The sequence below is a fragment of the Finegoldia magna genome (genome assembly GCF_003182075.1).
Lineage (GTDB): Bacteria > Bacillota > Clostridia > Tissierellales > Peptoniphilaceae > Finegoldia > Finegoldia magna.
On the sequence record NZ_QGTH01000013.1, the window covers coordinates 38,691 to 59,467 of the forward strand.

Here is a 20,777-nt window from a genome sequence, read left to right on the forward strand (position 1 = left end):
GGGATTTGTTGTGTTTATTTGTATATTTCTTGTAGTAAATTATCCAATCTAACTAATGCGTCTTTTACGACTTTTGTAGGAGCTGCAACGTTAAATCGTACAAATCCATCGCATTCTCCGAAAAATCTTCCGTCAGTGAATACCAAATCAGCTTTTTCGCCCAATGTTTTAAGCAAATCATCGCTGTTTAATCCCAAACATCTGAAATCCATCCACATAACGTAAGTCGCTTGAAGGTGATTTACTATGATTTTAGGATATTTTTCTTGGAAGAAATCGTAGACGATTTTTTGGTTAGTATCTATTACTTCGATTAATTCGTCAAGCCAGTCTTCAGCTTCATCAAAAGCTAATTGTGTAGCTTCAAGTCCCATAACATTTACAGTGTTACTTCTCATAATATCCAAAGTCTTCTTGTATTGAGCCATCATTTCGGAATCGGAAATAATTGTATATCCACAGCAAAGTCCTGCTAAGTTAAAAGATTTTGTTGAAGATTGACACACTACAGCTTTTTCGATTAATTTTCTATCCAAAGAAAGCACAGATGTGTGAGTGTTTCCCGGCATAACAATATCTTGCCAAATCTCATCAACCACAACAATCACATCATTATCATTCGCAATCTTGATTACTTTTTCCAAATCATCCTTGCTCCACAAAATTCCACCCGGATTATGAGGATTACAAAGAATAACCATTTTGTTTTCAGACTTTTTGCATTCTGATTCAAATTTTTCAAAATCAATTGAGTAATTGTTGCGTTCGTCAGCAATCAAAGGAACATCTGCCATAACTCTGTCGTTAAATTCAATGGCAAATCTGAAAGGACCATAAACTGGTCTCATAATCATTACAGAATCGCCTTTTTTAGTGAAAGCACTTACTGCGGCGAAAAATCCATCTACAACAGTTGGAACTTCGACAATCCATTCTTTTTTGATATCTGCATTGTGGCGTTTCTTGTCCCAATTTATAATGCTGTTGTAAAATCTGTCTGTAGGAGAGCAATATCCCAAAACCAAATTATCTAAGCGTTTTTTCAAACCGTCGATAATTTCCGGTGCGTTTTTGAATTCCATATCTGCAACGCTAAATGGAACTACATTTTTTTTCATATTCGGAAATTGTTCGCTTCTTACAGCCCATTTTCTAGATCCCATTTCGTTTCTGTCACTAATCGTTTCAAAATCGTATTTCATCATAAACTCCTTATTATAAATTAATCATTCCTTTTTCAGTATAACACAAGACAACAAAAAAAGAGGATAAAATCCTCTTTTGATGAAACTATTCGCTTAATTGTGATGTGCAATGTGGACATCTAGTAGCAGTAATGTCGATTTCGCTCTTGCAATATGGGCAAGTTTTTGTTGTTGGATCAGCTGCTGGTTCTTTATGCAAAGCATCACGACCTTTGTTTATAGCCTTAACCATCAAGAAAACAATAAATGCTATAATGATAAATTTAACCAAAGCATCCAAGAACAATCCGTATTGTAACTTCACTCCTGCAACAGTTGCTGCCATTTCTTTCATGTTTATACCAGCTGTTGCTGCTCCAATCAAAGGTGCTATAAGTCCGTTAATAAGTCCGTCAACCATTTCCTTAACAGCAGCACCCATGATAACTGCAACTGCCAAATCCATTACATTACCTTCAGTAATGAATTTTTTAAATTCTTTTAGCATAATACCCCCTATAAAATCTATTCATTCATTAAATTCATTTTTTCCTTTTGTAAATTATACACTTCTTTCTTCAATTGCTTAATAGCAGCGTCACAATTTCTCTTGTTATTGAGAATTTGCATTTGAATTACAGAATCAAAAACTTTGTTATCAAAATAATCTGCCAAGAAAAATGGTTTTTTATATCTGAAACCAACACTTGGTTTCTTGTCCAAATCAATCATAATATTGTTGAACTTTCTAATCGCCAAGTCAGCCTTCTTCGCTTGATTCTTCGCCTTTTTTAAATTCGATCTTTTAATCATAGTAGTAATAGTCTTACCCTTGAAAATATCGAAAATTCCCCATCCTGATGCTGTACCTAAATAAGATTGCACCTCATTCAAGCTAGCTATCGCAATTTCTCCAAGCTTAATAGCTTCGTTTATATTATATAATCTAGATCCTACTTTTGCTCTTAACATAATAATCTTCCTTTCCTTTATTATTTATACCCTTAAATAATAATTTTAAGCAAATGAAAAATCAAATAAAATTTATATTTTATTAATCAATAAAAAATCAACCACTGACGTGATTGACATATATAAAAAATATAGCAAACCTTTCATGCTAAGAATATCATACGGAAAAAATTGTCATGATTTCAAATCGAATAAATCCGTCAAAATCGGACTGCGTAAGCTTCAGCGTGCTTGCGATTTTAGGATTTTGAGATTTAGAAATCATCAATTTTTGAAGTCTAGATATTCGTGTATGATGGTTTGCTATCCATAATCAACCACCGAAGTGATTGATTTCTCATTTATTTGTATTTTTGTTGTTGTTTATTAATCAATTCCACATCTTCAAAGTAGTTGATTCCCATTGCAGCTTTTACTTTCTTCAAAGTTTCTGCTCCAACTTCTCTGGCATCTTCTGATCCTTTTAACAACATATCGAAGATTTCTGGAATATTTTGTTCGTAGTGTTTTCTTTTTTCTCTGATTGGAGATAATTCTTTTTGCAAAATATTGTTCAAGAATTTTTTGATTTTGACATCGCCAAGTCCACCACGTCTGTAATGATCTTTTAATTCGTCCAAATTTTTGTAATCTGGAAGAAATTCTGAGAAATCATCGTCTGTACAGAAAGCGTCCAAATAAGTGAATACTGTGTTTCCTTCAACTTTCCCAGGATCTGTGATTTGAATGTGGTTAGGATCTGTGAACATACTCATTACTTTTGATTTGACATCTTTTTCAGAATCCGACAAATAAATACAGTTACCTAATGATTTACTCATCTTAGCTTTGCCGTCTAATCCTGGAAGTCTGGAACAGATTTTGTTGTCAGGAATTACAGCTTTTGGTTCAACCAAAACTTCTGAGTAATAGTTGTTGAATGTTCTGACTATTTCACGCGTTTGTTCCAACATTGGAAGCTGGTCTTCTCCAACAGGAACTATGTTTGCATTGAAAAGCGTGATATCAGCTGCTTGGCTGATTGGATAAGTCAAAAATCCAACAGGAATGCTCGCTCCAAATTCTTTTTGTTTGATTTCTGCTTTAACTGTAGGGTTTCTTTCGAGTCTTGAAAGTGTAACCAAGTTCATATAATAAAACATCAATTCTGTTAGTTGTTCAACGTGTGATTGCACAAAAATCGTAACTTTATTAGGATCAATCCCACAACTTAAATAATCAAGCGCCACTTCAATTATGTTATCTCTGACTTTGTCAGGATTGTTAAAATTGTCAGTCAATGCTTGTGCATCGGCAATCATGACATACATCTTGTCGAAATCCCCTTTGTTTTGCATGATAACTCTGTTTTTTAATGAGCCTACGTAATGACCCAAATGTAATTTTCCTGTTGGTCTGTCACCTGTAAGTATTATATTTCCCATTTTTACTCCTTGTTAAATATTTTCTCGTAATGTTGATTTGCTCTGTTCAATTTAGATATTATTTTGTCTTTTCTTGGATAATTTATCTCTGAATTGAGGACTTGTTTAACTGGAACCACGACATATCTTGTAGTCACACTATCTGTGTATTTGTCTACATAGTATGGCTTGTTTTCGAAACTTTTTATAGTTGTCTTGTCCCCAATTTTCTCAATTTTAATATCAGAGTACACTCCAATCTCTACACCGTAATATTGTCCGTAGGATTCTCTTTGATCTGAAACTAGATTTCCCATTGAATAAACGCAATATGATTTTTTGCCGTCGTTTTCAATAACATCAGCCTTTTGTATTGTGTGCGGGTGCGATCCTATCACCAAGTCAACTCCCATATCTGAAAATTTCTTGAACGTGTTTTTCTGATAAGAGTTAGGATAATCAGAATATTCCTCTCCCCAATGCATGTAGCACATTATAACATCGGCGTGATTTTGCTTTAAATAATCCACATCTTTTTGGATTTGTTCCATGTTTATTATATTTACCGCGGTGTCTCTTCCGGAATTAAGCATAGAATTTTCAAATCCATTGAGCATTTGTGTATATGAGAAAAATCCAACCTTTATTCCTTTGACATCTACGATAAGTGGATTGGTCGATTCATTTTCCTTGAACGTACCAGTCCTTTTCAAACCGTACTTTTCAATAGCATCTATCGTGAGGTCAATCCCCTTCAATCTTCTATCATAAGAGTGATTATTCGCAGTACTTACGACATCAAATCCTGTATCTTTTAAAGCTTTTATAACATTTTCGTGCGTTGCAAATTCTGGATAACCACTCATGTCTGATGCATTCTTTGCAATAGTCGTCTCCAAATTGACTATGGATAAATCACTCTTACCCACAATATCTTTAATAACCGCAAAAGAATCCGTAAAATCATAATTTGTAGCTTTTGCTTGGCGAATTTGAGTTATGTGATTCATATAATCGCCCCAACAAGTTATGGTTATCTCTTTCTTTTCCAGATTTTTATTTTCTTTTTCGTTATCTGATTTTTTGTTTGATTTTTCTTCTGATTTTTTAACACTCTTCACTTGAGAACTTTTTTGTGATGCTTGAATTGGAGATTTCCCAGAAATTTCTGAATATCTAACGCCAATCACACCAACTAAAATCACTATAAGAAAAGCCAATGCAACAGTTGTCTTTTTTCCCTTCATTTTATCCTCACTTATGATATGGTAAATTGTTGATTATTCTGAAACTTCGGTAAATTTGTTCCAACAAAATCAGCCTCATCAGTTGATGTGGAAATGTAAACTTGGAAAAAGAAAGCGCATAATCGCTCCTGTCAAGTACACTTTTTCCCAGTCCCAAAGATCCGCCGATAACAAAACAAATATTAGAATGACCTTGTACAGTTAAATTTTCAATCTTGGCGGCTAATTTTTCGCTAGTAAGTTGATTTCCCAAAATCTCAAGCGTAATCACGTAGTGATTGTCCTTGATTTTCGACATAATTTTCTCTGCTTCCTTGTCCTTCACAATCTCCTTTTCGCTGTCAGACAAATTCTCTGCAGCACTCAAATCATCAACCTCAATTATGTTGAGCTTGCAGTGCGCAGATAATCTCTTAGAAAATTCTGCAATACCAAGTTTTATGTATTTTTCCTTAACCTTACCCACCGAAATAATATCGATATTCAAAATAATCACAACCTTTTTACTTTAATAAGTATATCATATATTGATTAGGAGTATAAAATAATAATTTTTTACGCAAATAAAAAACCCACAGACAAAAATCTGTGGGAATAATTTCGAAAAAACTATCTCTTACTGAATTGTGGAGATTTACGAGCTTTTTTAAGACCGTATTTCTTTCTTTCCTTTTTACGAGGGTCTCTAGTTAAGAAACCTGCTCTTTTTAATTCAGCTCTGTAGTCTGGGTCAACTTCTAATAAAGCACGAGCAACACCATGTCTAATAGCACCTGCTTGACCAGTGTATCCGCCACCTTTTACATTAACAGTAACATCATAGCTTTCAGTGTTGTTTGTTAATTCCAAAGCTTCCTTAGCTATAACTCTTAATGTATCGAAGTTAAAGTATTCACTTATATCTTTTTTGTTAATTGTGAATTTTCCACTTCCTGGTACTAAAGTAACTCTAGCAACAGAAGTTTTTCTTCTACCAGTTCCTTGATATCTATTATTAGCCATTTAATTACCTCCTACTTAATTTCCAAAACTTCAGGGTTTTGAGCGATGTGATCGTGATCAGCGCCTCTGTAAACTCTTAATTTTTTAGCCATTTGACGTCCTAAAGAGTTGTGAGGAAGCATGCCAACGATAGCATGAGTTACAGCTCTTTCTGGGTCTTTTTGCATTAAGTCTTTGTAGGTAATTGATTTAAGACCACCAGCGTATCCTGTATAATGTCTTAATTCTTTTTGTTCTAATTTCTTACCTGTTAATTTAACTTTTTCTGCGTTAATTACAATTACGTAATCTCCAACATCCGCATTAGGAGTAAACATTGGTTTGTTTTTTCCTCTTAAAATAGAAGCAACTTCAGTAGATAATCTACCTAAAACAACATCTGTTGCATCTACTACATACCATTTTCTTTGGATGTCATCTTTCTTAGGTATATAAGTTTTCATTCAATTCATCCTTTCCTTTATTTACAATATTTGGCTACTTGGACATCGCTGCCAAAAAGCGATTGTTTTCTCACCGGGAATTTAGACACGTCGCACACCCGGCCATCGGCGACTTTCTGTATTGTATAAAAGGAAATGACTCCTTTTACATACCAAAATATTATATACTCTCTTGATTCAATTGTCAACTATTTTATCGTAAAACACAGCCACACGCATTCATCACTTGTGCTTTTTACTTCGTGAACTACATTTTTAGGAATAAAATACGTATCTATTTCTTTAAGTCTTACATCTTTTCCTTCGACATTTAACATTGCCTCACCCTTAATTATGACAACAAATTCGTCAAAGTCCTGATTATATGGTCCTGATGTTTCGTTTTTCGATTGGATTCTGTGAATGTCAAACTTTTCATTTCTAACAATTGTATCCTTAATAATATGATTCTCATCAAAATTCAAATCTTCAAGTAAATTCATAAAATTCTCCTAGTATATTTTTATAATCTTCCCAAAACTCATCACAAAAATCTTCACATCGACATCAATTCTATCAATAATATCCACGGCATTTTCAATATCTTGTTTTGTGTCTGCCTTGTTCAAAATCAAAAACTTTTTCGCATCGTACGAATTTTTGAACAGACCACAATTAGAATTGATGATTTCAGCGTAGCTTTCTGTTGTCAAAGTCTTGGGATTTCCAATAATTTTCTCCATATATTCTTTTCTGTGGCAAAATCTCTCATCAAAAGGCTTGTTCACGCTATCAAGTCCCATCACACCAACGCAGTGCGTGATGTTTTTAGGATTTACAGGCTCATCTTCTCGAGGAGCTTTAATAGGTCTTGTCTTTGCTCCATCCGTTTCCAAAATTATATTGGAAAACAAACTATCAAGAAAAATTTTATCGAAAAATTCAGGTTCAAATCCGATTTCTTTTGTGTCGGTACGTGATTTAGATGCGAAGTATATTTTGCCATCTACAATTTTCGTTTTCTCATTAAATATGTACAAATAATCAAATTTATCCTCACTCACAATCCCCATCTTCGTAGTCGTACTTATAAGAGATGCTTCATTCATCGATTTGAACTCATTTGCAAGCAAAAAAACGCTCGAAGTTTTCCCGCCAGCACCTTGAACAGCTATCATGTTTTTATCATTTAAGTTCATAAACTCTAACATAATATCACCGTTTTTATTATCTCACAAAATTTTCAAATACAAAACCCAATTGAAAATCCGCATAAATGAATTATAATTAATATATAATAACAATTATCAATTAAATGTAAAAGCTAAAGTATTTCGAATATCTTTTTGAAAGCAAAAAAATAAAGCCATATCAACGGCATAAACATTGAAAAATCATAATAAGGACAGTAAAAAATAAAAGTATTGATAACACAATTATACAAGTGCATAGTATAAGTGTAAGCTAAAAAACCATAATCCAGAGCCACCCAACAAGCTCAAAAAAATGGAGGTGGACTCATGGACAAGGTCAAAGATTTCATAAATAAATTATATTATAAAATTGGTTAATAAACAAGTGGATAAAATTACAAAACATCACAAGCAAAAATAAAAGAATAAAAAAACTTGATAATACAATTCTGCAATTGTATTATCAAGTTATAAGTTAAAGAAATGCTTACACACAACCACACATCAAAAAATATTATAAAAAGGCGGTGAGTTGAATGCGTAAGCATAAAAAAAGCAAATTAATAATAGCCTAATTATCGCAATTTTAAAGCTTGTTATTACATTGCTTGAGTTGGGACTATTATAGTCTTAGCTCGCCTTTAACTTATGTAAATAATACCATAAAGATGGTTAATAAACAAGTGGATAAAAAAATCAGACACTCAACTACAGGTAGTTAAAAAATAGCAAAAAGACTTGACAAATTAACTTTAAAACTATGTAATATAATTATAAATTAAAAAATGCAAAAAATAGTTCGAAAGATAAGAGAAATAATATATAAAGGAAGGCACTTATGAAAATAGGATTCAGAACACCAAGCTTGAAAAAATCATTCAAAGCAAGAACAACTTCAAAGTACAAAAGACAACTAAAGTCTGCAATCGATCCTACCTATGGAAAAAAGGGCATTGGTTGGTTTAAAAACCCCAAAAAAGCACTTTACAACAAGATTTATAACAAAACTACAAAAAGTATATTTGATATTTTCAAGTAATTTAACGTAAAACAGAGGTACACATGAAAAAATTTCTAAAATTATTTGGTATAGCATTTGCAATCGGAATAGCCATGCTAATCATTAGCCTTGTCTTCAAAATCGACGACAAAGTCATGCTTAAATATTATTGGATAATCGGTGGGGTTGTCTTGGCAGTCATTTTAATAGTCAACACAATTTATTACTCCTACAAAACAAACGAATTGAAACACTCAATGAAACTGTTTGAAGAAATGAAATACAAAGATTTCGTCAATGAATTAGAACCAAAAATTCCAAAAATCAAAAACAAGCACATACAAACAGTAATGAAAATGAATTTGGGCGCTGGATATTTAGAACTTAATGAACCAAATAAAACATTGGCTACTTATGAAACAATTGCAAAAGACCAATTGAAAAATCAAGACCTTCAATTGATATATTGGCTCAACACAATGATTGCCCACTTCAAATTGAACGATCAAATTAAGTTTAATGAACTCTTCACAACACACGAAAAGCTTTTAAAACAATTTGAAAATAGTCCAAATTACGGCGAAAACATCAAACAATTGTATATAATGAAAAACATATTTGACGGTGATTTTGTGTTAGCACGAAAAAACTTAAACGAATTGAAATCAAAATCCACAAACCCGAGATTTAAAAAAGAATACAAAAGATTAGAAAATATAATCAAACAACACGAAAAATAAAGGCTGTGAGCATCAAAACTCACAGTCTTTTTCCGTTTCTTGGATTATTCAAAAAACGGGTGTTTTATTAGGGCCATCTGTTAGGAAGTTGTTCTTAATAAATTAATTATTTTGTCCTTTTAGGCTTGATTTTTTCGTTTTTTGTTTATTGATTTCTTTCTAAATATTGTTTATAATACTCTTCTAACATTTTTTCAGCTTGTATGTTATTTTCATGTGTGTTGAGCATATTATTCCTCCAACAATTCTATTTCTTTAACTTTCAACATCTTAGATTATTAATATTTGGGGTTTTATTAATTTTATGCTAAAAGATAATCTCTAGCTTTCTTGTATTTTTCAACTCTTTTAAAGTCTTTTTCTGTAGAGTAAACAAGCCTATTTAGATTCATATTATCTTCTAAATCCATTAGTTTTACTTTTCTTGCAATGCTATTACTTTTTATATTTTTTACATAATCCATGTATGCTACATTTTCTGGATGCGTAAGTTTAATCAAAGCATCTTTTTGTTCAGAGTCAAGAAAGTCAAAATCATTAATTGTGTATTTGTCAGAATCTTCTAAAACATCGTGCAACAGTGCAACTATCTTATATCGCCTGTCACTTATTTTCTTAGAAACTCTTAATGGATGTAAAAAGTACGCATGTCCGCCTTTATCTTTTTGTCCTTTATGTGCATTCAACATAATAAAAAAGGCTCTAAGATAGTTGAGCATAATATTCTTCCTTTGTTATATCTTCGGTATATATCGACCCCAAATCAATTTTAGAATAAAAGTCATTAAATATTTCTTTGCCATCTTTTATGCAGTAATACATGCCGCCTTCACATTTCACATATTTTTTATAGTCTGGGCAATAATAATATACAGTTGGCGTTTTAAACTTCATAATCATTGATCCTTTCTTTTTTATGTTCACTTTCTTTTACAAACCATGTACCAACTTTTATGTAAATATTCGATAAACTGAAATATATTTATATTATATCTTTTATCTCCCAGAGATCCAATATTATGATGATGATTTGTAAAATTACTATTAAACACCTTTTCGCTTTTATATTGTATAGAAATTTTCAGTATTTTTTATACAATAATGATATAATTTATAATAAATACCTAAGTAAGGCTTTAAAATCAAAAACTAAATATTGATTAATGTTTGAATGATAATAACAAAATTTATAGATATCTAAAATAGGAGTAAATTATGAAGTCAAAAATAGATTGGAAACGGTCCGAAGAAACCTTAAAAGCAATAATAATGGATATAGTTGAGTGAAAAGAAGAATATGAAAAAGAATCAAGCGGCGAATTTTATGAAGGTGTAATTGCTGGATATGAATTTGTGCTGGAATCTAAAAAAAACGAGTTAGAAGTTCGTGGATACGACTTTAATGAATGGATAAAAGATAAGAATTAATATAATAGGATGACAATGATGAAAGCTAAATATATAAGAGAAAATTGGGGTATATCTCTAACTAAAAACAAAATTTACGAAGCATTCGGATATGAAGGTGAATTTATAAGAATTATTGATGATACTGATGAAGATTATTTGTACGATCCAGATGATTTTGAAATAATAGAAGATGATTATATTCAACAACGCTCCGACTTTTAATTCATGGTTAACAGGTCTATATAATCTAAAGTTTCAACTGATTTAATTCTGACATATAAAAACAAAAATATCCTGTCCTACTCTCATTTCCAATCCATCTTCTTAAACTTCATAACTATCTTTTGCGCAATAGTAGGCATATATTAATCATATCTATTTCTATTTATATCTATTGTGTTCAATATATCGTATTGTACTCCAATAATTCTATATCCAAACCTTTTTTATTGTATATTAAGGTTAAATGCATTCACTATGATTGATTTTAATAATAGTATAATTGATAATCCATCACTCTCAGCACGATTTACATTCCACTTTGGTTAAATTTTAATACTACTCCCATATCCTTATCAATACCACTAATCGTATTTACATTTCAGTATGAGTAGATTTTAATGGAAAGGTTGCAACGCTTGCACTGGGATATCAAGGACTTACATTTCAGTATGAGTAGATTTTAATGCAAAAGATTTTTATGATGTAGAAGATGTAGTACTATTTACATTCCACTTTGGTTAAATTTTAATGTTAATTTTTCCTGTATTCCAGTCTTTTTGGTCTTGATTTACATTCCACCTTGGTTAAATTTTAATTCGGACTTGAAAAAGAACTCACTTACTCAAGTACAAGATTTACATTCCACTATGGTTAAATTTTAATCCCTGGTGGTCCTTATGGTCCAGTTGCACCAGTTTTCCCATTTACATTCCACTCTGGGTAGATTTTAATTCAAAGCTACAGTGAATTTGATTGATGTTGAGAAATTTACATTCCACTCTGGGTAGATTTTAATTTCCAAGCCAAAAAAGCACCTGCAATTCCCAAGCCAACATTTACATTCCATTCTGGTTAAATTTTAATGTTTGTTGCATATCCTCACTTCCTTTAGTTTAAATATTTACATTCCACTCTGGTTAAATTTTAATATAGATATATCAAAAACATAAAAGCCTCCACTCCATCATTTACATTCCACTCTGGTTAAATTTTAATTATCAGGAAACTTACCTATTCCGACACAATTGTTCTTATTTACATTCCACTCTGGTTAAATTTTAATCCAGTCAGTCGCATTGTTAGTCACTTTTCTGTGTAAATTTACATTCCACTCTGGTTAAATTTTAATTTATTCGTAAGCAACCAACATTGGAAGTCGGAGAAATATTTACATTCCACTCTGGATAGATTTTAATTAGATTTCAGAGCATGTTATAGATACGCGGTTAAACGATTTACATTCCACTCTGGATAGATTTTAATGTGGTAATGATGGACAAGAGCCATCAGGATTTGTATTTACATTCCACTCTGGATAGATTTTAATTTGTTATTAATTTCATTTTGCATTTTATCAATGATATTTACATTCCACTCTGGATAGATTTTAATGTTGTACTTTCTTCTACTGTATCAACAACTGTTCTATTTACATTCCACTCTGGATAGATTTTAATAGGGACACCTGCTTGATTTTCAAAACGAGTTTTGGAATTTACATTCCACTCTGGATAGATTTTAATCAACAAAATTATCTATGTGACTAATTTCATTTACTAAATTTACATTCCACTCTGGATAGATTTTAATTGGGAATATGATTTAAAAAAAGCTACTTTTAGTGTATTTACATTCCACTCTGGATAGATTTTAATTTTAACGTCTATAACTATTTCCAAATGGTGTTTCTTGATTTACATTCCACTCTGGATAGATTTTAATCACCTAAAAAATATTACTTAAATCATCAATTCTTATTTACATTCCACTCTGGATAGATTTTAATCGACAAGACGTATGTAAATTATGGTGGTAAATATGATATTTACATTCCACTCTGGATAGATTTTAATCTAGACAAATTATTATCGTATAATTCTATGTTGAATAATTTACATTCCACTCTGGATAGATTTTAATTTTAAAATATTCTTTATTAGCAACTTTTATTTGTAATTTACATTCCACTCTGGATAGATTTTAATGGAAGTTGTCAAATTAGAAAAGGTGGTGTTTTTGTATTTACATTCCACTCTGGATAGATTTTAATAAAAGTCGAAAACAATTGGGGAGGAATAACATATCCATTTACATTCCACTCTGGATAGATTTTAATTATAAACTGTACAAGATTATACATTAACTTGTAGTAATTTACATTCCACTCTGGATAGATTTTAATGAATTATTAAAATCATTAAGTGTGTCATTTATTGATTTACATTCCACTCTGGATAGATTTTAATAGGTGTTGATGTATCAAAATATAACGGAAAAATCAATATTTACATTCCACTCTGGATAGATTTTAATAGTGTTTGTTATGATTTAAATAAAAATAATAACAAAATTTACATTCCACTCTGGATAGATTTTAATCATTGAGAATATTTAGAAATTAAATTATATCTATCATTTACATTCCACTCTGGATAGATTTTAATTTGGAGATTGGAAGATTGAAGAACAAGCGACACGATTTACATTCCACTCTGGATAGATTTTAATGTACCCATTTAAATTTAACATTTTTTCAAGGTAGATATTTACATTCCACTCTGGATAGATTTTAATTATTATCACAAAATCTTTAACACCTGTAAAAGCTTAATTTACATTCCACTCTGGATAGATTTTAATTAATCATTCAACCTATTGCTAATATTTGAAGCAATATTTACATTCCACTCTGGATAGATTTTAATTGTCTCATACGCTTTTCGAATAAATGCAACGTCTCTATTTACATTCCACTCTGGATAGATTTTAATTACAGCAACAAAGCATTCCTTGATAGTCGCTTGTATATTTACATTCCACTCTGGATAGATTTTAATTTTTTCCATCTGAACCTTGTTTTCCAGCAATTCCTATTTACATTCCACTCTGGATAGATTTTAATTATGAATACTTGACCTTGTCCGTTAAATGGACTATTATTTACATTCCACTCTGGATAGATTTTAATAATGAAGATATTTCAAGGTATTTAAAAGAGTCTATATTTACATTCCACTCTGGATAGATTTTAATCCATTTTCCCCAACATCATGCCCATATTCTACATGATTTACATTCCACTCTGGATAGATTTTAATTTCTTGTCCATCTTTACCACTTGGAACGGATAGCAGTAAAATTTACATTCCACTCTGGATAGATTTTAATACAGTATGGAGTTATACTGATAATACTTCAGAAACATTTACATTCCACTCTGGATAGATTTTAATCCCGAATTATTCAGTTGGAGGACACACAAAGCATATTTACATTCCACTCTGGATAGATTTTAATGGAAAAAATAATGGACGATACAACAAATATTCTAAATTTACATTCCACTCTGGATAGATTTTAATCAAGGCAAGGTGTCTTTTAAAGACTTGAATAGCGAATTTACATTCCACTCTGGATAGATTTTAATATACCAGCTGTTGTTTCAGTTGCTTTTTCAAGAACATTTACATTCCACTCTGGATAGATTTTAATTTAGTGAAGTCTTTACCCTTGTTATCATTCGCATATTTACATTCCACTCTGGATAGATTTTAATATATGACGAAGATTATTATATCTTTGAGGATATACATTTACATTCCACTCTGGATAGATTTTAATTAAAGCTTTTGATATAAGATATACCTTGTCTTGTTTATTTACATTCCACTCTGGATAGATTTTAATTTTAAAAGTACAGACAGTAGACCTTTAGTGTATAAATTTACATTCCACTCTGGATAGATTTTAATCACGAGTTGATACATGATAGGTATAAAGTAAACAAAATTTACATTCCACTCTGGATAGATTTTAATTCAGATGTCAATGATTGAACATGAGTTGATAGCTGGATTTACATTCCACTCTGGATAGATTTTAATAATATGAAAAATTTCGCAAGTAATCGTTTAAATTCATTTACATTCCACTCTGGATAGATTTTAATGTGTTAAAAATTTGAATAAAAAAGAATATAAAACAAATTTACATTCCACTCTGGATAGATTTTAATTTGTGTTGTATTGTTTTATGTTTTCTGTACTATTATTTACATTCCACTCTGGATAGATTTTAATACAAGAAAAACATACGACATATCGTATAAGTTAATATTTACATTCCACTCTGGATAGATTTTAATGCACTTGATACGCCAAAGTTGATTAAATTTAATAAATTTACATTCCACTCTGGATAGATTTTAATAACGGAAAAATCAATTGGGAACAAGCCAAAAAAAGATTTACATTCCACTCTGGATAGATTTTAATTACAGAAATATTAAGACAAGTATTTAAAAATTTTGATTTACATTCCACTCTGGATAGATTTTAATAAACGGTGGATATGGAAGAAGAATCGACTTGTCGCATTTACATTCCACTCTGGATAGATTTTAATGTATCAGTATGTACATTCCCTGCATACGCCAATACATTTACATTCCACTCTGGATAGATTTTAATTCGTAATGAGATTTCTCAAGTGCTACAAGTTCAATATTTACATTCCACTCTGGATAGATTTTAATCAAGAAACTATTAAAGACCTTGAAAAAGAATTTGAAAATTTACATTCCACTCTGGATAGATTTTAATTTGTTATATTTGCAACTGTGAAATCTGTTGATCTATTTACATTCCACTCTGGATAGATTTTAATGACTGGAACACTAAAGATACAACTTGCACTGTACAAATTTACATTCCACTCTGGATAGATTTTAATCAGATACAGTTTTTGTTACAGTAGAAGTTATACTATATTTACATTCCACTCTGGATAGATTTTAATTGTAATATGATTAAGATAATGCTAGACGCAGGTCAATTTACATTCCACTCTGGATAGATTTTAATCAAAAGAGATGATGGAAGTATTTGTTACACAGTCATTTACATTCCACTCTGGATAGATTTTAATTTTACTTCGAATCACTTGATTAAGAGCTTTGAAAATTTACATTCCACTCTGGATAGATTTTAATTAGGTCAACACAAGAACTCACAGCATTTGGGAAAGCTATTTACATTCCACTCTGGATAGATTTTAATTATACCTATTAAGGTATATACTATAGTTGTAATCAAGAATTTACATTCCACTCTGGATAGATTTTAATGATTATTCAAAACTAAGAGGCTTAATCAAAGAATATTTATTTACATTCCACTCTGGATAGATTTTAATACATTTTCTCTAGATATATTGGGTCAATACTATCATTTACATTCCACTCTGGATAGATTTTAATTTATACCATTTCTTAGACGCTTTTAGCTGATATTCATTTACATTCCACTCTGGATAGATTTTAATCTTGCTTTTCCTATTAAAGTAACTATCGGATATGCATTTACATTCCACTCTGGATAGATTTTAATAATTCATTTACAGGCTTTTTAAGGCTTGTTTAATTGCATTTACATTCCACTCTGGATAGATTTTAATTGAGGGACAAATACAAGCTAGATATCCTAGAAATCATATTTACATTCCACTCTGGATAGATTTTAATAATTCATTTACAGGCTTTTTAAGGCTTGTTTAATTGCATTTACATTCCACTCTGGATAGATTTTAATTGAGGGACAAATACAAGCTAGATATCCTAGAAATCATATTTACATTCCACTCTGGATAGATTTTAATTTTATATCTCCCTTGATTTCTTTATTTTGAAAAACATTTACATTCCACTCTGGATAGATTTTAATGATAGGGAAGATAAAGAATGGAAGTTTTATTTGAGGCATATTTACATTCCACTCTGGATAGATTTTAATAGGTGACTGTCTATGACAGTATTTCCAATGCTTATAGACGGTGTTTCTGTCTATGTTCTTTTTAAGTATATCAAATTTACGATTTTTTTGAAAATAATTCAATGTAATACAAAATAATGTGTGATTTTAGGCGTTGTCGATCTACGCGTATTTTGTCTATACAGGTGATCGACAATTATATTAGATAAATTGTGGATCATCAATTTCTGTTCCCAATATATCTTTTTCAAGCCATCTTTCGTTTCGACTTTTGAATATTATTACTGAATCTAACTTCTCATCGATTTCTTTTTGGATTTTCTTCTTCAACTTAAACAAATCCGATTCCAAGATTTCTCCTTCGAACACGGAGTTTTGGATATGGTTTAAGTATTGTTTGCATATTTTGAATACTCTGTTCCATCTTCGTTGTCCATTATTTTCATTTGAGATGTCATACACTAAAATTATATACATTTTTACCACCAAATTATAAACGGTTCATATTCTTTTTCACCAATAAAATGCTTCACCAATTTATAACATTCTAATCTGATTAGATATCTGTAGCTTACATTTCTTGATAAATCTTTGTGCTTTATCGTCCTTTGCAAAGTTTTATTGTATTCTTGCAATATTACCTTAGACCCTGATTCTTTCATGTACAAATAGTTTAATTCTTGACTAAAATGTTTGTCTTGTATCTGATTTTTGTTCAATAATGAAAATATTAATCTGTCAGCTATCAACGGTTTAAATATTTCAGCAATATCCAAACTCAGCGAATATCTTCTATCGCCAGGTTCATGTAGAAAACTAATTGTAGGATCAAGTTGAGTTTTGTAAATTTCGCCCAAAACTGTTGTGTAGACTAATGAGTTCAAATAAGAAATCAAAGTATTCACGATATTATCGGGAGGTCTTTTGACTCTTTTTTCAAAGTCAATCTCTTGATTAATGATTGTGCTCCACGATTTGTAATATGTTTTGTGAATATTACCCTCCATCCCCATAAGTTCCGGCACATCTCTTGCTTTGTCTAGGTTTTTTAAGTAATAATTAATCTCATTCATATACTCTTCGAGATCTTTCCCTCTGCCATTATAATATCTAAGATTTCTGTATATATTTTTACCTGCACCCTCCACAAATTTCATCGCTAGTTGTAGTCTTTTTTCATCGTCCAAATAAAATTGGGCTTGTTTAACTGTTACTTTCCCAGAAACTTTTGATTTTTTTGGCACCAAACTTGCACTGTAGAAATCATAGTAGTTGAAAAAATGAACGATTATATCATTATGAGACAGAAAATCTATTAATTTAGAATTAATACTAACCTCTCCAAAAAGATAAATCTCTGATACCATATTGACTGGAATGTCCCTCTTCTCGCCATCAACCGTACAAAATTGAAGAGTATTATCTTTTCTTTTCAGTTCCCCATTTTGATAAACATACAAGCTATTCTTCATAAAATCTCCTATATTTTGCACAAATCTTCAAATGCACAACTCTTACAAATATTTTTAGCTTCAAATTCAGGTGGAAATTCACACGAAATTATCCTTTTTATTTCCTCGATAGATTTATCTATAGTAAGCTCATCCTCTTCGGATAATTCAACTTCCACCGTTTTCTTCAAAAGAGGATAATCTATTTTCGCATTCAAATTAAAGATATTACGTTTTTTCAAATAATACAAATAATATTTGACTTGCCAAATTGAAGCCTTCTCAATCTTTCTACTTTTCTTAATCTCGTGAATAGTATTTGACTTCTCTATAAAATCTAAATTTATCTCGTTATTAATCATAATGTGTTTTCTGTTTTTAATGTAAGAAGATTCATCAACAAATTTTCCTACAGATACATTTTCGTTCTCCGATTCCATAGATATGTTTTGGCAAGAATACCACAACTTCCTTTTGCAAACAAAATAATAGTAAATCATAAGCCCAGTAATCTTATCTTCTATCATATGAATATCCCTCCTGAATTAGGTTGTGCTTCCGAAATTCCAAAATCATAACTATAATTACAATCTACAACGTGAATTTTTTCATAGCTGCTTATTTCAACAATATTTGTGAGACTATGCTTATAAACATTAGCAAATTCTTCATAGCCTAATGTTAATGTGTATTTATAAATATTTTGTCGTGCGATAACTCTCTTGGAAATATCATTCTTGAAATCATTTAATTCCTCTAAACAGTTGAGAATCTCTTCTTTGTTTTCATCATATACTGTTTTAGGCATTACAGTTACAGATGCTATTTCTCTAAAATTTTGTTGAGCTTCTTTTTTGTCTGTTTCAGCTGGAAGATATAGTTCTGGTTTGTCAATAAAATGAATGATTGTTTTGTAATATTTTGTATTCTTAATATTCTCATACGAATAGATAGATTCTACCAAATTCATTTTTTCTTCTTCGGTAATTTTAGAAGAATGAGAAGCAAAAAATCGTCTTAGATTTTGCTTAGAAATGTTAAAAATTTCCTCATCTATAACACTTGAGACTCCTGAACATTTCTTTTCCCCTCCATCAAACACATAGCAATTATATCCTTCATCTGACCATTCTCGTTTTCTATAACACCTTCCAAACCTTTGAAACAGGCTATTAACATCAGATAATTCAGTTATTAAGATGTCGAAATCAATATCTAATGATGCTTCTGCTACCGATGTTGTTATCCATATTCCTACATCAGTATTTCTTTTTTCGTTTTTAAATAGCTTACCAAATTCTAATATGTTTGCTTCTTTTTGCTCTCTGTCTTTTTTGATAAATTTCGAATGAAACATATTTACAGGAATTTCTTTATCCTTCAATTCTGTATACAAGCTTTGACATTCTTTTACCGTATTACAAATTACCAAAATTCTATTATCATAATATTTTTGTTCAATAAAATCAGAGTTTATTTTCTCTTCAATCCATTTAACGCTGTGTCTAATTTTACCTTTATCAACAAATGGAGCCGGACTAATTTTGTATTTCAATCCATATTCATTCATTAATTGCTTCAAAAATCCAGGAAAAGTTGCCGTTACTATCGCAAACTTTCCCCCAATATTTTGAATCATTATGAGCCCTGCAATTAAATACCCTATCAATTCAGGTCCATACATTTGTATTTCGTCGATTACAACCTTTGAATAGGACAATGTCGCAAGTACACTTTCGTAATTCCTATATTTAAATACTATCGTGAATAATTGATCCAAAGTACTTACAGTTATTGGCAATGACAGCTGCCTAGTTTTTGTAAAGTAACCTTCTATATCTGCTGTTGTCTCGTTTTCTGGAGAGTTATTATAATAAAAAGATTTTGTGTCTCCATGAAGCAGTGCTATCCTTTCATTAATTTTTTCTCCATTTAATATATCGAATTTAAGACGATTATATATAGCATTGTTTGCTGTTCTTATCGGTAATGTAAAAAAACCCTTATTATTACCAATCCATAACAATGAACCTTCTGTTTTTCCCATTCCTGTTTGTGCTATTATCACTAAGTTTTCATTGCTATTCTCTTTCATAAAAAGTTGCAAATCATTCCATTTGGGTTCTGGATTTCCTTTTTCAATTTCTTTTTTCTTTAGTTTTTTCATAAAAAGTTCAAGATATTCTTCCAAAAAATCATTTTTATTTTCAACTTTTATGTGTGCACTTGCTGCATAATCTAATCGATTTAGTAACCCTTTAAGGATAATATACTTTTTAAGAAACTTTGTTTGATCTTCAATTGTGCTATTATCTAATAATCTTTCCTTAAATTCCACTAATTTAATATCATTAAGTTTATCGTAATGGAAATTTTCTAGTTCTAATTTTAAACTATCCATTTGATTTGTAACTTTGCTTTTATTTACATTATCCAAAGATTTTCTATGGTGATGATAATATACGCTTTGATAAAGCAATGAAACTTCTTCCGAAGAAAAACCTAGTTTTTGACCTGAACCCGTAAACACGGAATAATTTAATAATATTTTAAGCGGAATGTAATCTGTACATAACAGGGGACATTCCGTTTAATTTTGTTTTAATTCTATCTTCATTGTACCATTTAATATATTTTTCTATCTCACTTATCAAATGATCATAACTAGTAAAATCCTCTCCATAATACATTTCTTGTTTCAAGATTCCAAAGAAGTTTTCCATTGGAGAATTGTCTAGACAATTGCCTTTTCTTGACATACTT

At 30.6% G+C, this 20,777-nt stretch carries 20 protein-coding genes and 1 CRISPR repeat array; of the genes, 3 read left to right on the top strand and 17 right to left on the bottom strand.

Features of this window, described 5'->3' with window-relative positions; genetic code table 11:
• Positions 1-14 precede the first annotated feature (14 nt).
• From DES33_RS06285 to yqeC, 10 genes are all read right to left on the bottom strand, one after another.
• Positions 15-1,202 (bottom strand): MalY/PatB family protein, encoded by a 1,188-nt coding sequence (locus tag DES33_RS06285; RefSeq protein ID WP_110058428.1) that lies wholly within the window; start codon positions 1,200-1,202, stop codon positions 15-17.
• Positions 1,203-1,290: 88 nt separating this feature from the next.
• Complete coding sequence (gene mscL, locus DES33_RS06290) at positions 1,291-1,692, bottom strand: large conductance mechanosensitive channel protein MscL (protein ID WP_110058429.1); 402 nt, start codon at positions 1,690-1,692, stop codon at positions 1,291-1,293.
• A 17-nt stretch (positions 1,693-1,709) separates the two neighbouring features.
• Positions 1,710-2,156, bottom strand: coding sequence for a hypothetical protein (locus tag DES33_RS06295; RefSeq protein WP_110058430.1), 447 nt, complete (start codon positions 2,154-2,156; stop codon positions 1,710-1,712).
• A gap of 341 nt (positions 2,157-2,497) precedes the next feature.
• On the bottom strand, positions 2,498-3,580 hold the full coding sequence (trpS, locus tag DES33_RS06300) for a tryptophan--tRNA ligase (RefSeq protein ID WP_094206338.1): 1,083 nt from the start codon (positions 3,578-3,580) through the stop codon (positions 2,498-2,500).
• Positions 3,581-3,582: 2 nt separating this feature from the next.
• Positions 3,583-4,806, bottom strand: a complete 1,224-nt coding sequence (locus DES33_RS06305; RefSeq protein ID WP_110058431.1) for a CapA family protein — start codon at positions 4,804-4,806, stop codon at positions 3,583-3,585.
• A gap of 7 nt (positions 4,807-4,813) precedes the next feature.
• Positions 4,814-5,293 carry a 23S rRNA (pseudouridine(1915)-N(3))-methyltransferase RlmH gene (gene rlmH / locus DES33_RS06310; protein WP_002835724.1) on the bottom strand — a complete coding sequence of 160 codons (480 nt, stop codon included), beginning with the start codon at positions 5,291-5,293 and terminating at the stop codon, positions 4,814-4,816.
• Between the two features lie 122 nt (positions 5,294-5,415).
• Positions 5,416-5,808, bottom strand: a complete 393-nt coding sequence (gene rpsI / locus DES33_RS06315; RefSeq protein WP_002835726.1) for a 30S ribosomal protein S9 — start codon at positions 5,806-5,808, stop codon at positions 5,416-5,418.
• Positions 5,809-5,819: 11 nt separating this feature from the next.
• Positions 5,820-6,251 carry a 50S ribosomal protein L13 gene (rplM, locus tag DES33_RS06320; RefSeq protein ID WP_002838046.1) on the bottom strand — a complete coding sequence of 144 codons (432 nt, stop codon included), beginning with the start codon at positions 6,249-6,251 and terminating at the stop codon, positions 5,820-5,822.
• A 188-nt stretch (positions 6,252-6,439) separates the two neighbouring features.
• Positions 6,440-6,733 carry a cupin domain-containing protein gene (locus DES33_RS06325; RefSeq protein ID WP_110058432.1) on the bottom strand — a complete coding sequence of 98 codons (294 nt, stop codon included), beginning with the start codon at positions 6,731-6,733 and terminating at the stop codon, positions 6,440-6,442.
• Positions 6,734-6,742: 9 nt separating this feature from the next.
• Positions 6,743-7,441: a selenium cofactor biosynthesis protein YqeC gene (gene yqeC / locus DES33_RS06330; protein WP_110058433.1), complete on the bottom strand. Its 699-nt coding sequence runs from the start codon at positions 7,439-7,441 to the stop codon at positions 6,743-6,745.
• An 820-nt stretch (positions 7,442-8,261) separates the two neighbouring features.
• Here yqeC and DES33_RS06335 point away from each other — a divergent pair.
• Positions 8,262-8,462, top strand: a complete 201-nt coding sequence (locus DES33_RS06335; RefSeq protein WP_110058434.1) for a hypothetical protein — start codon at positions 8,262-8,264, stop codon at positions 8,460-8,462.
• 23 nt (positions 8,463-8,485) lie between these two features.
• Positions 8,486-9,163 carry a hypothetical protein gene (locus DES33_RS06340; protein ID WP_110058435.1) on the top strand — a complete coding sequence of 226 codons (678 nt, stop codon included), beginning with the start codon at positions 8,486-8,488 and terminating at the stop codon, positions 9,161-9,163.
• 302 nt (positions 9,164-9,465) lie between these two features.
• Here DES33_RS06340 and DES33_RS06345 read toward each other — a convergent pair whose 3' ends face one another.
• Both DES33_RS06345 and DES33_RS06350 read right to left on the bottom strand, forming a co-directional pair.
• Complete coding sequence (locus DES33_RS06345) at positions 9,466-9,852, bottom strand: GTP pyrophosphokinase (protein WP_242430457.1); 387 nt, start codon at positions 9,850-9,852, stop codon at positions 9,466-9,468.
• Between the two features lie 13 nt (positions 9,853-9,865).
• On the bottom strand, positions 9,866-10,057 hold the full coding sequence (locus tag DES33_RS06350; RefSeq protein ID WP_094224365.1) for a hypothetical protein: 192 nt from the start codon (positions 10,055-10,057) through the stop codon (positions 9,866-9,868).
• Positions 10,058-10,606: 549 nt separating this feature from the next.
• Between DES33_RS06350 and DES33_RS06355 the strand changes: the two genes are divergently transcribed.
• Positions 10,607-10,795, top strand: a complete 189-nt coding sequence (locus DES33_RS06355; RefSeq protein ID WP_199797333.1) for a hypothetical protein — start codon at positions 10,607-10,609, stop codon at positions 10,793-10,795.
• Positions 10,796-11,100: 305 nt separating this feature from the next.
• Positions 11,101-16,584: a CRISPR direct-repeat array (repeat unit 30 nt; unit sequence ATTTACATTCCACTCTGGATAGATTTTAAT).
• 180 nt (positions 16,585-16,764) lie between these two features.
• Here the strand turns inward: DES33_RS06355 and cas2 are convergent.
• The 5 genes from cas2 to DES33_RS06380 all read right to left on the bottom strand — a co-directional run.
• A complete protein-coding gene (gene cas2, locus DES33_RS06360) occupies positions 16,765-17,040 on the bottom strand; it encodes a CRISPR-associated endonuclease Cas2 (RefSeq protein ID WP_110058436.1) in 276 nt (91 codons plus the stop codon).
• 2 nt (positions 17,041-17,042) lie between these two features.
• Positions 17,043-18,035: a type I-B CRISPR-associated endonuclease Cas1b gene (cas1b, locus tag DES33_RS06365; RefSeq protein WP_110058437.1), complete on the bottom strand. Its 993-nt coding sequence runs from the start codon at positions 18,033-18,035 to the stop codon at positions 17,043-17,045.
• Between the two features lie 8 nt (positions 18,036-18,043).
• A complete protein-coding gene (locus tag DES33_RS06370; protein WP_110058438.1) occupies positions 18,044-18,541 on the bottom strand; it encodes a CRISPR-associated protein Cas4 in 498 nt (165 codons plus the stop codon).
• Positions 18,538-20,451, bottom strand: a complete 1,914-nt coding sequence (gene cas3, locus DES33_RS06375) for a CRISPR-associated helicase Cas3' (protein ID WP_249033622.1) — start codon at positions 20,449-20,451, stop codon at positions 18,538-18,540. Before cas3 ends, DES33_RS06370 begins: the two co-directional genes overlap by 4 nt.
• 112 nt (positions 20,452-20,563) lie before the next feature.
• A partial coding sequence (locus DES33_RS06380; RefSeq protein ID WP_146199871.1) for an IS3 family transposase occupies positions 20,564-20,777 on the bottom strand: 214 nt, incomplete at its 5' end.

Coding starts and splice junctions, on each gene's coding strand:
- DES33_RS06285 (WP_110058428.1), bottom strand. CDS start 1,202: ATGAAATACGATTTTGAAACGATTAGTGACAGAAACGAAATGGGATCT.
- mscL (WP_110058429.1), bottom strand. CDS start 1,692: ATGCTAAAAGAATTTAAAAAATTCATTACTGAAGGTAATGTAATGGAT.
- DES33_RS06295 (WP_110058430.1), bottom strand. CDS start 2,156: ATGTTAAGAGCAAAAGTAGGATCTAGATTATATAATATAAACGAAGCT.
- trpS (WP_094206338.1), bottom strand. CDS start 3,580: ATGGGAAATATAATACTTACAGGTGACAGACCAACAGGAAAATTACAT.
- DES33_RS06305 (WP_110058431.1), bottom strand. CDS start 4,806: ATGAAGGGAAAAAAGACAACTGTTGCATTGGCTTTTCTTATAGTGATT.
- rpsI (WP_002835726.1), bottom strand. CDS start 5,808: ATGGCTAATAATAGATATCAAGGAACTGGTAGAAGAAAAACTTCTGTT.
- rplM (WP_002838046.1), bottom strand. CDS start 6,251: ATGAAAACTTATATACCTAAGAAAGATGACATCCAAAGAAAATGGTAT.
- DES33_RS06325 (WP_110058432.1), bottom strand. CDS start 6,733: ATGAATTTACTTGAAGATTTGAATTTTGATGAGAATCATATTATTAAG.
- yqeC (WP_110058433.1), bottom strand. CDS start 7,441: ATGTTAGAGTTTATGAACTTAAATGATAAAAACATGATAGCTGTTCAA.
- DES33_RS06335 (WP_110058434.1), top strand. CDS start 8,262: ATGAAAATAGGATTCAGAACACCAAGCTTGAAAAAATCATTCAAAGCA.
- DES33_RS06340 (WP_110058435.1), top strand. CDS start 8,486: ATGAAAAAATTTCTAAAATTATTTGGTATAGCATTTGCAATCGGAATA.
- DES33_RS06345 (WP_242430457.1), bottom strand. CDS start 9,852: ATGTTGAATGCACATAAAGGACAAAAAGATAAAGGCGGACATGCGTAC.
- DES33_RS06350 (WP_094224365.1), bottom strand. CDS start 10,057: ATGAAGTTTAAAACGCCAACTGTATATTATTATTGCCCAGACTATAAA.
- DES33_RS06355 (WP_199797333.1), top strand. CDS start 10,607: ATGATGAAAGCTAAATATATAAGAGAAAATTGGGGTATATCTCTAACT.
- cas2 (WP_110058436.1), bottom strand. CDS start 17,040: ATGTATATAATTTTAGTGTATGACATCTCAAATGAAAATAATGGACAA.
- cas1b (WP_110058437.1), bottom strand. CDS start 18,035: ATGAAGAATAGCTTGTATGTTTATCAAAATGGGGAACTGAAAAGAAAA.
- DES33_RS06370 (WP_110058438.1), bottom strand. CDS start 18,541: ATGATAGAAGATAAGATTACTGGGCTTATGATTTACTATTATTTTGTT.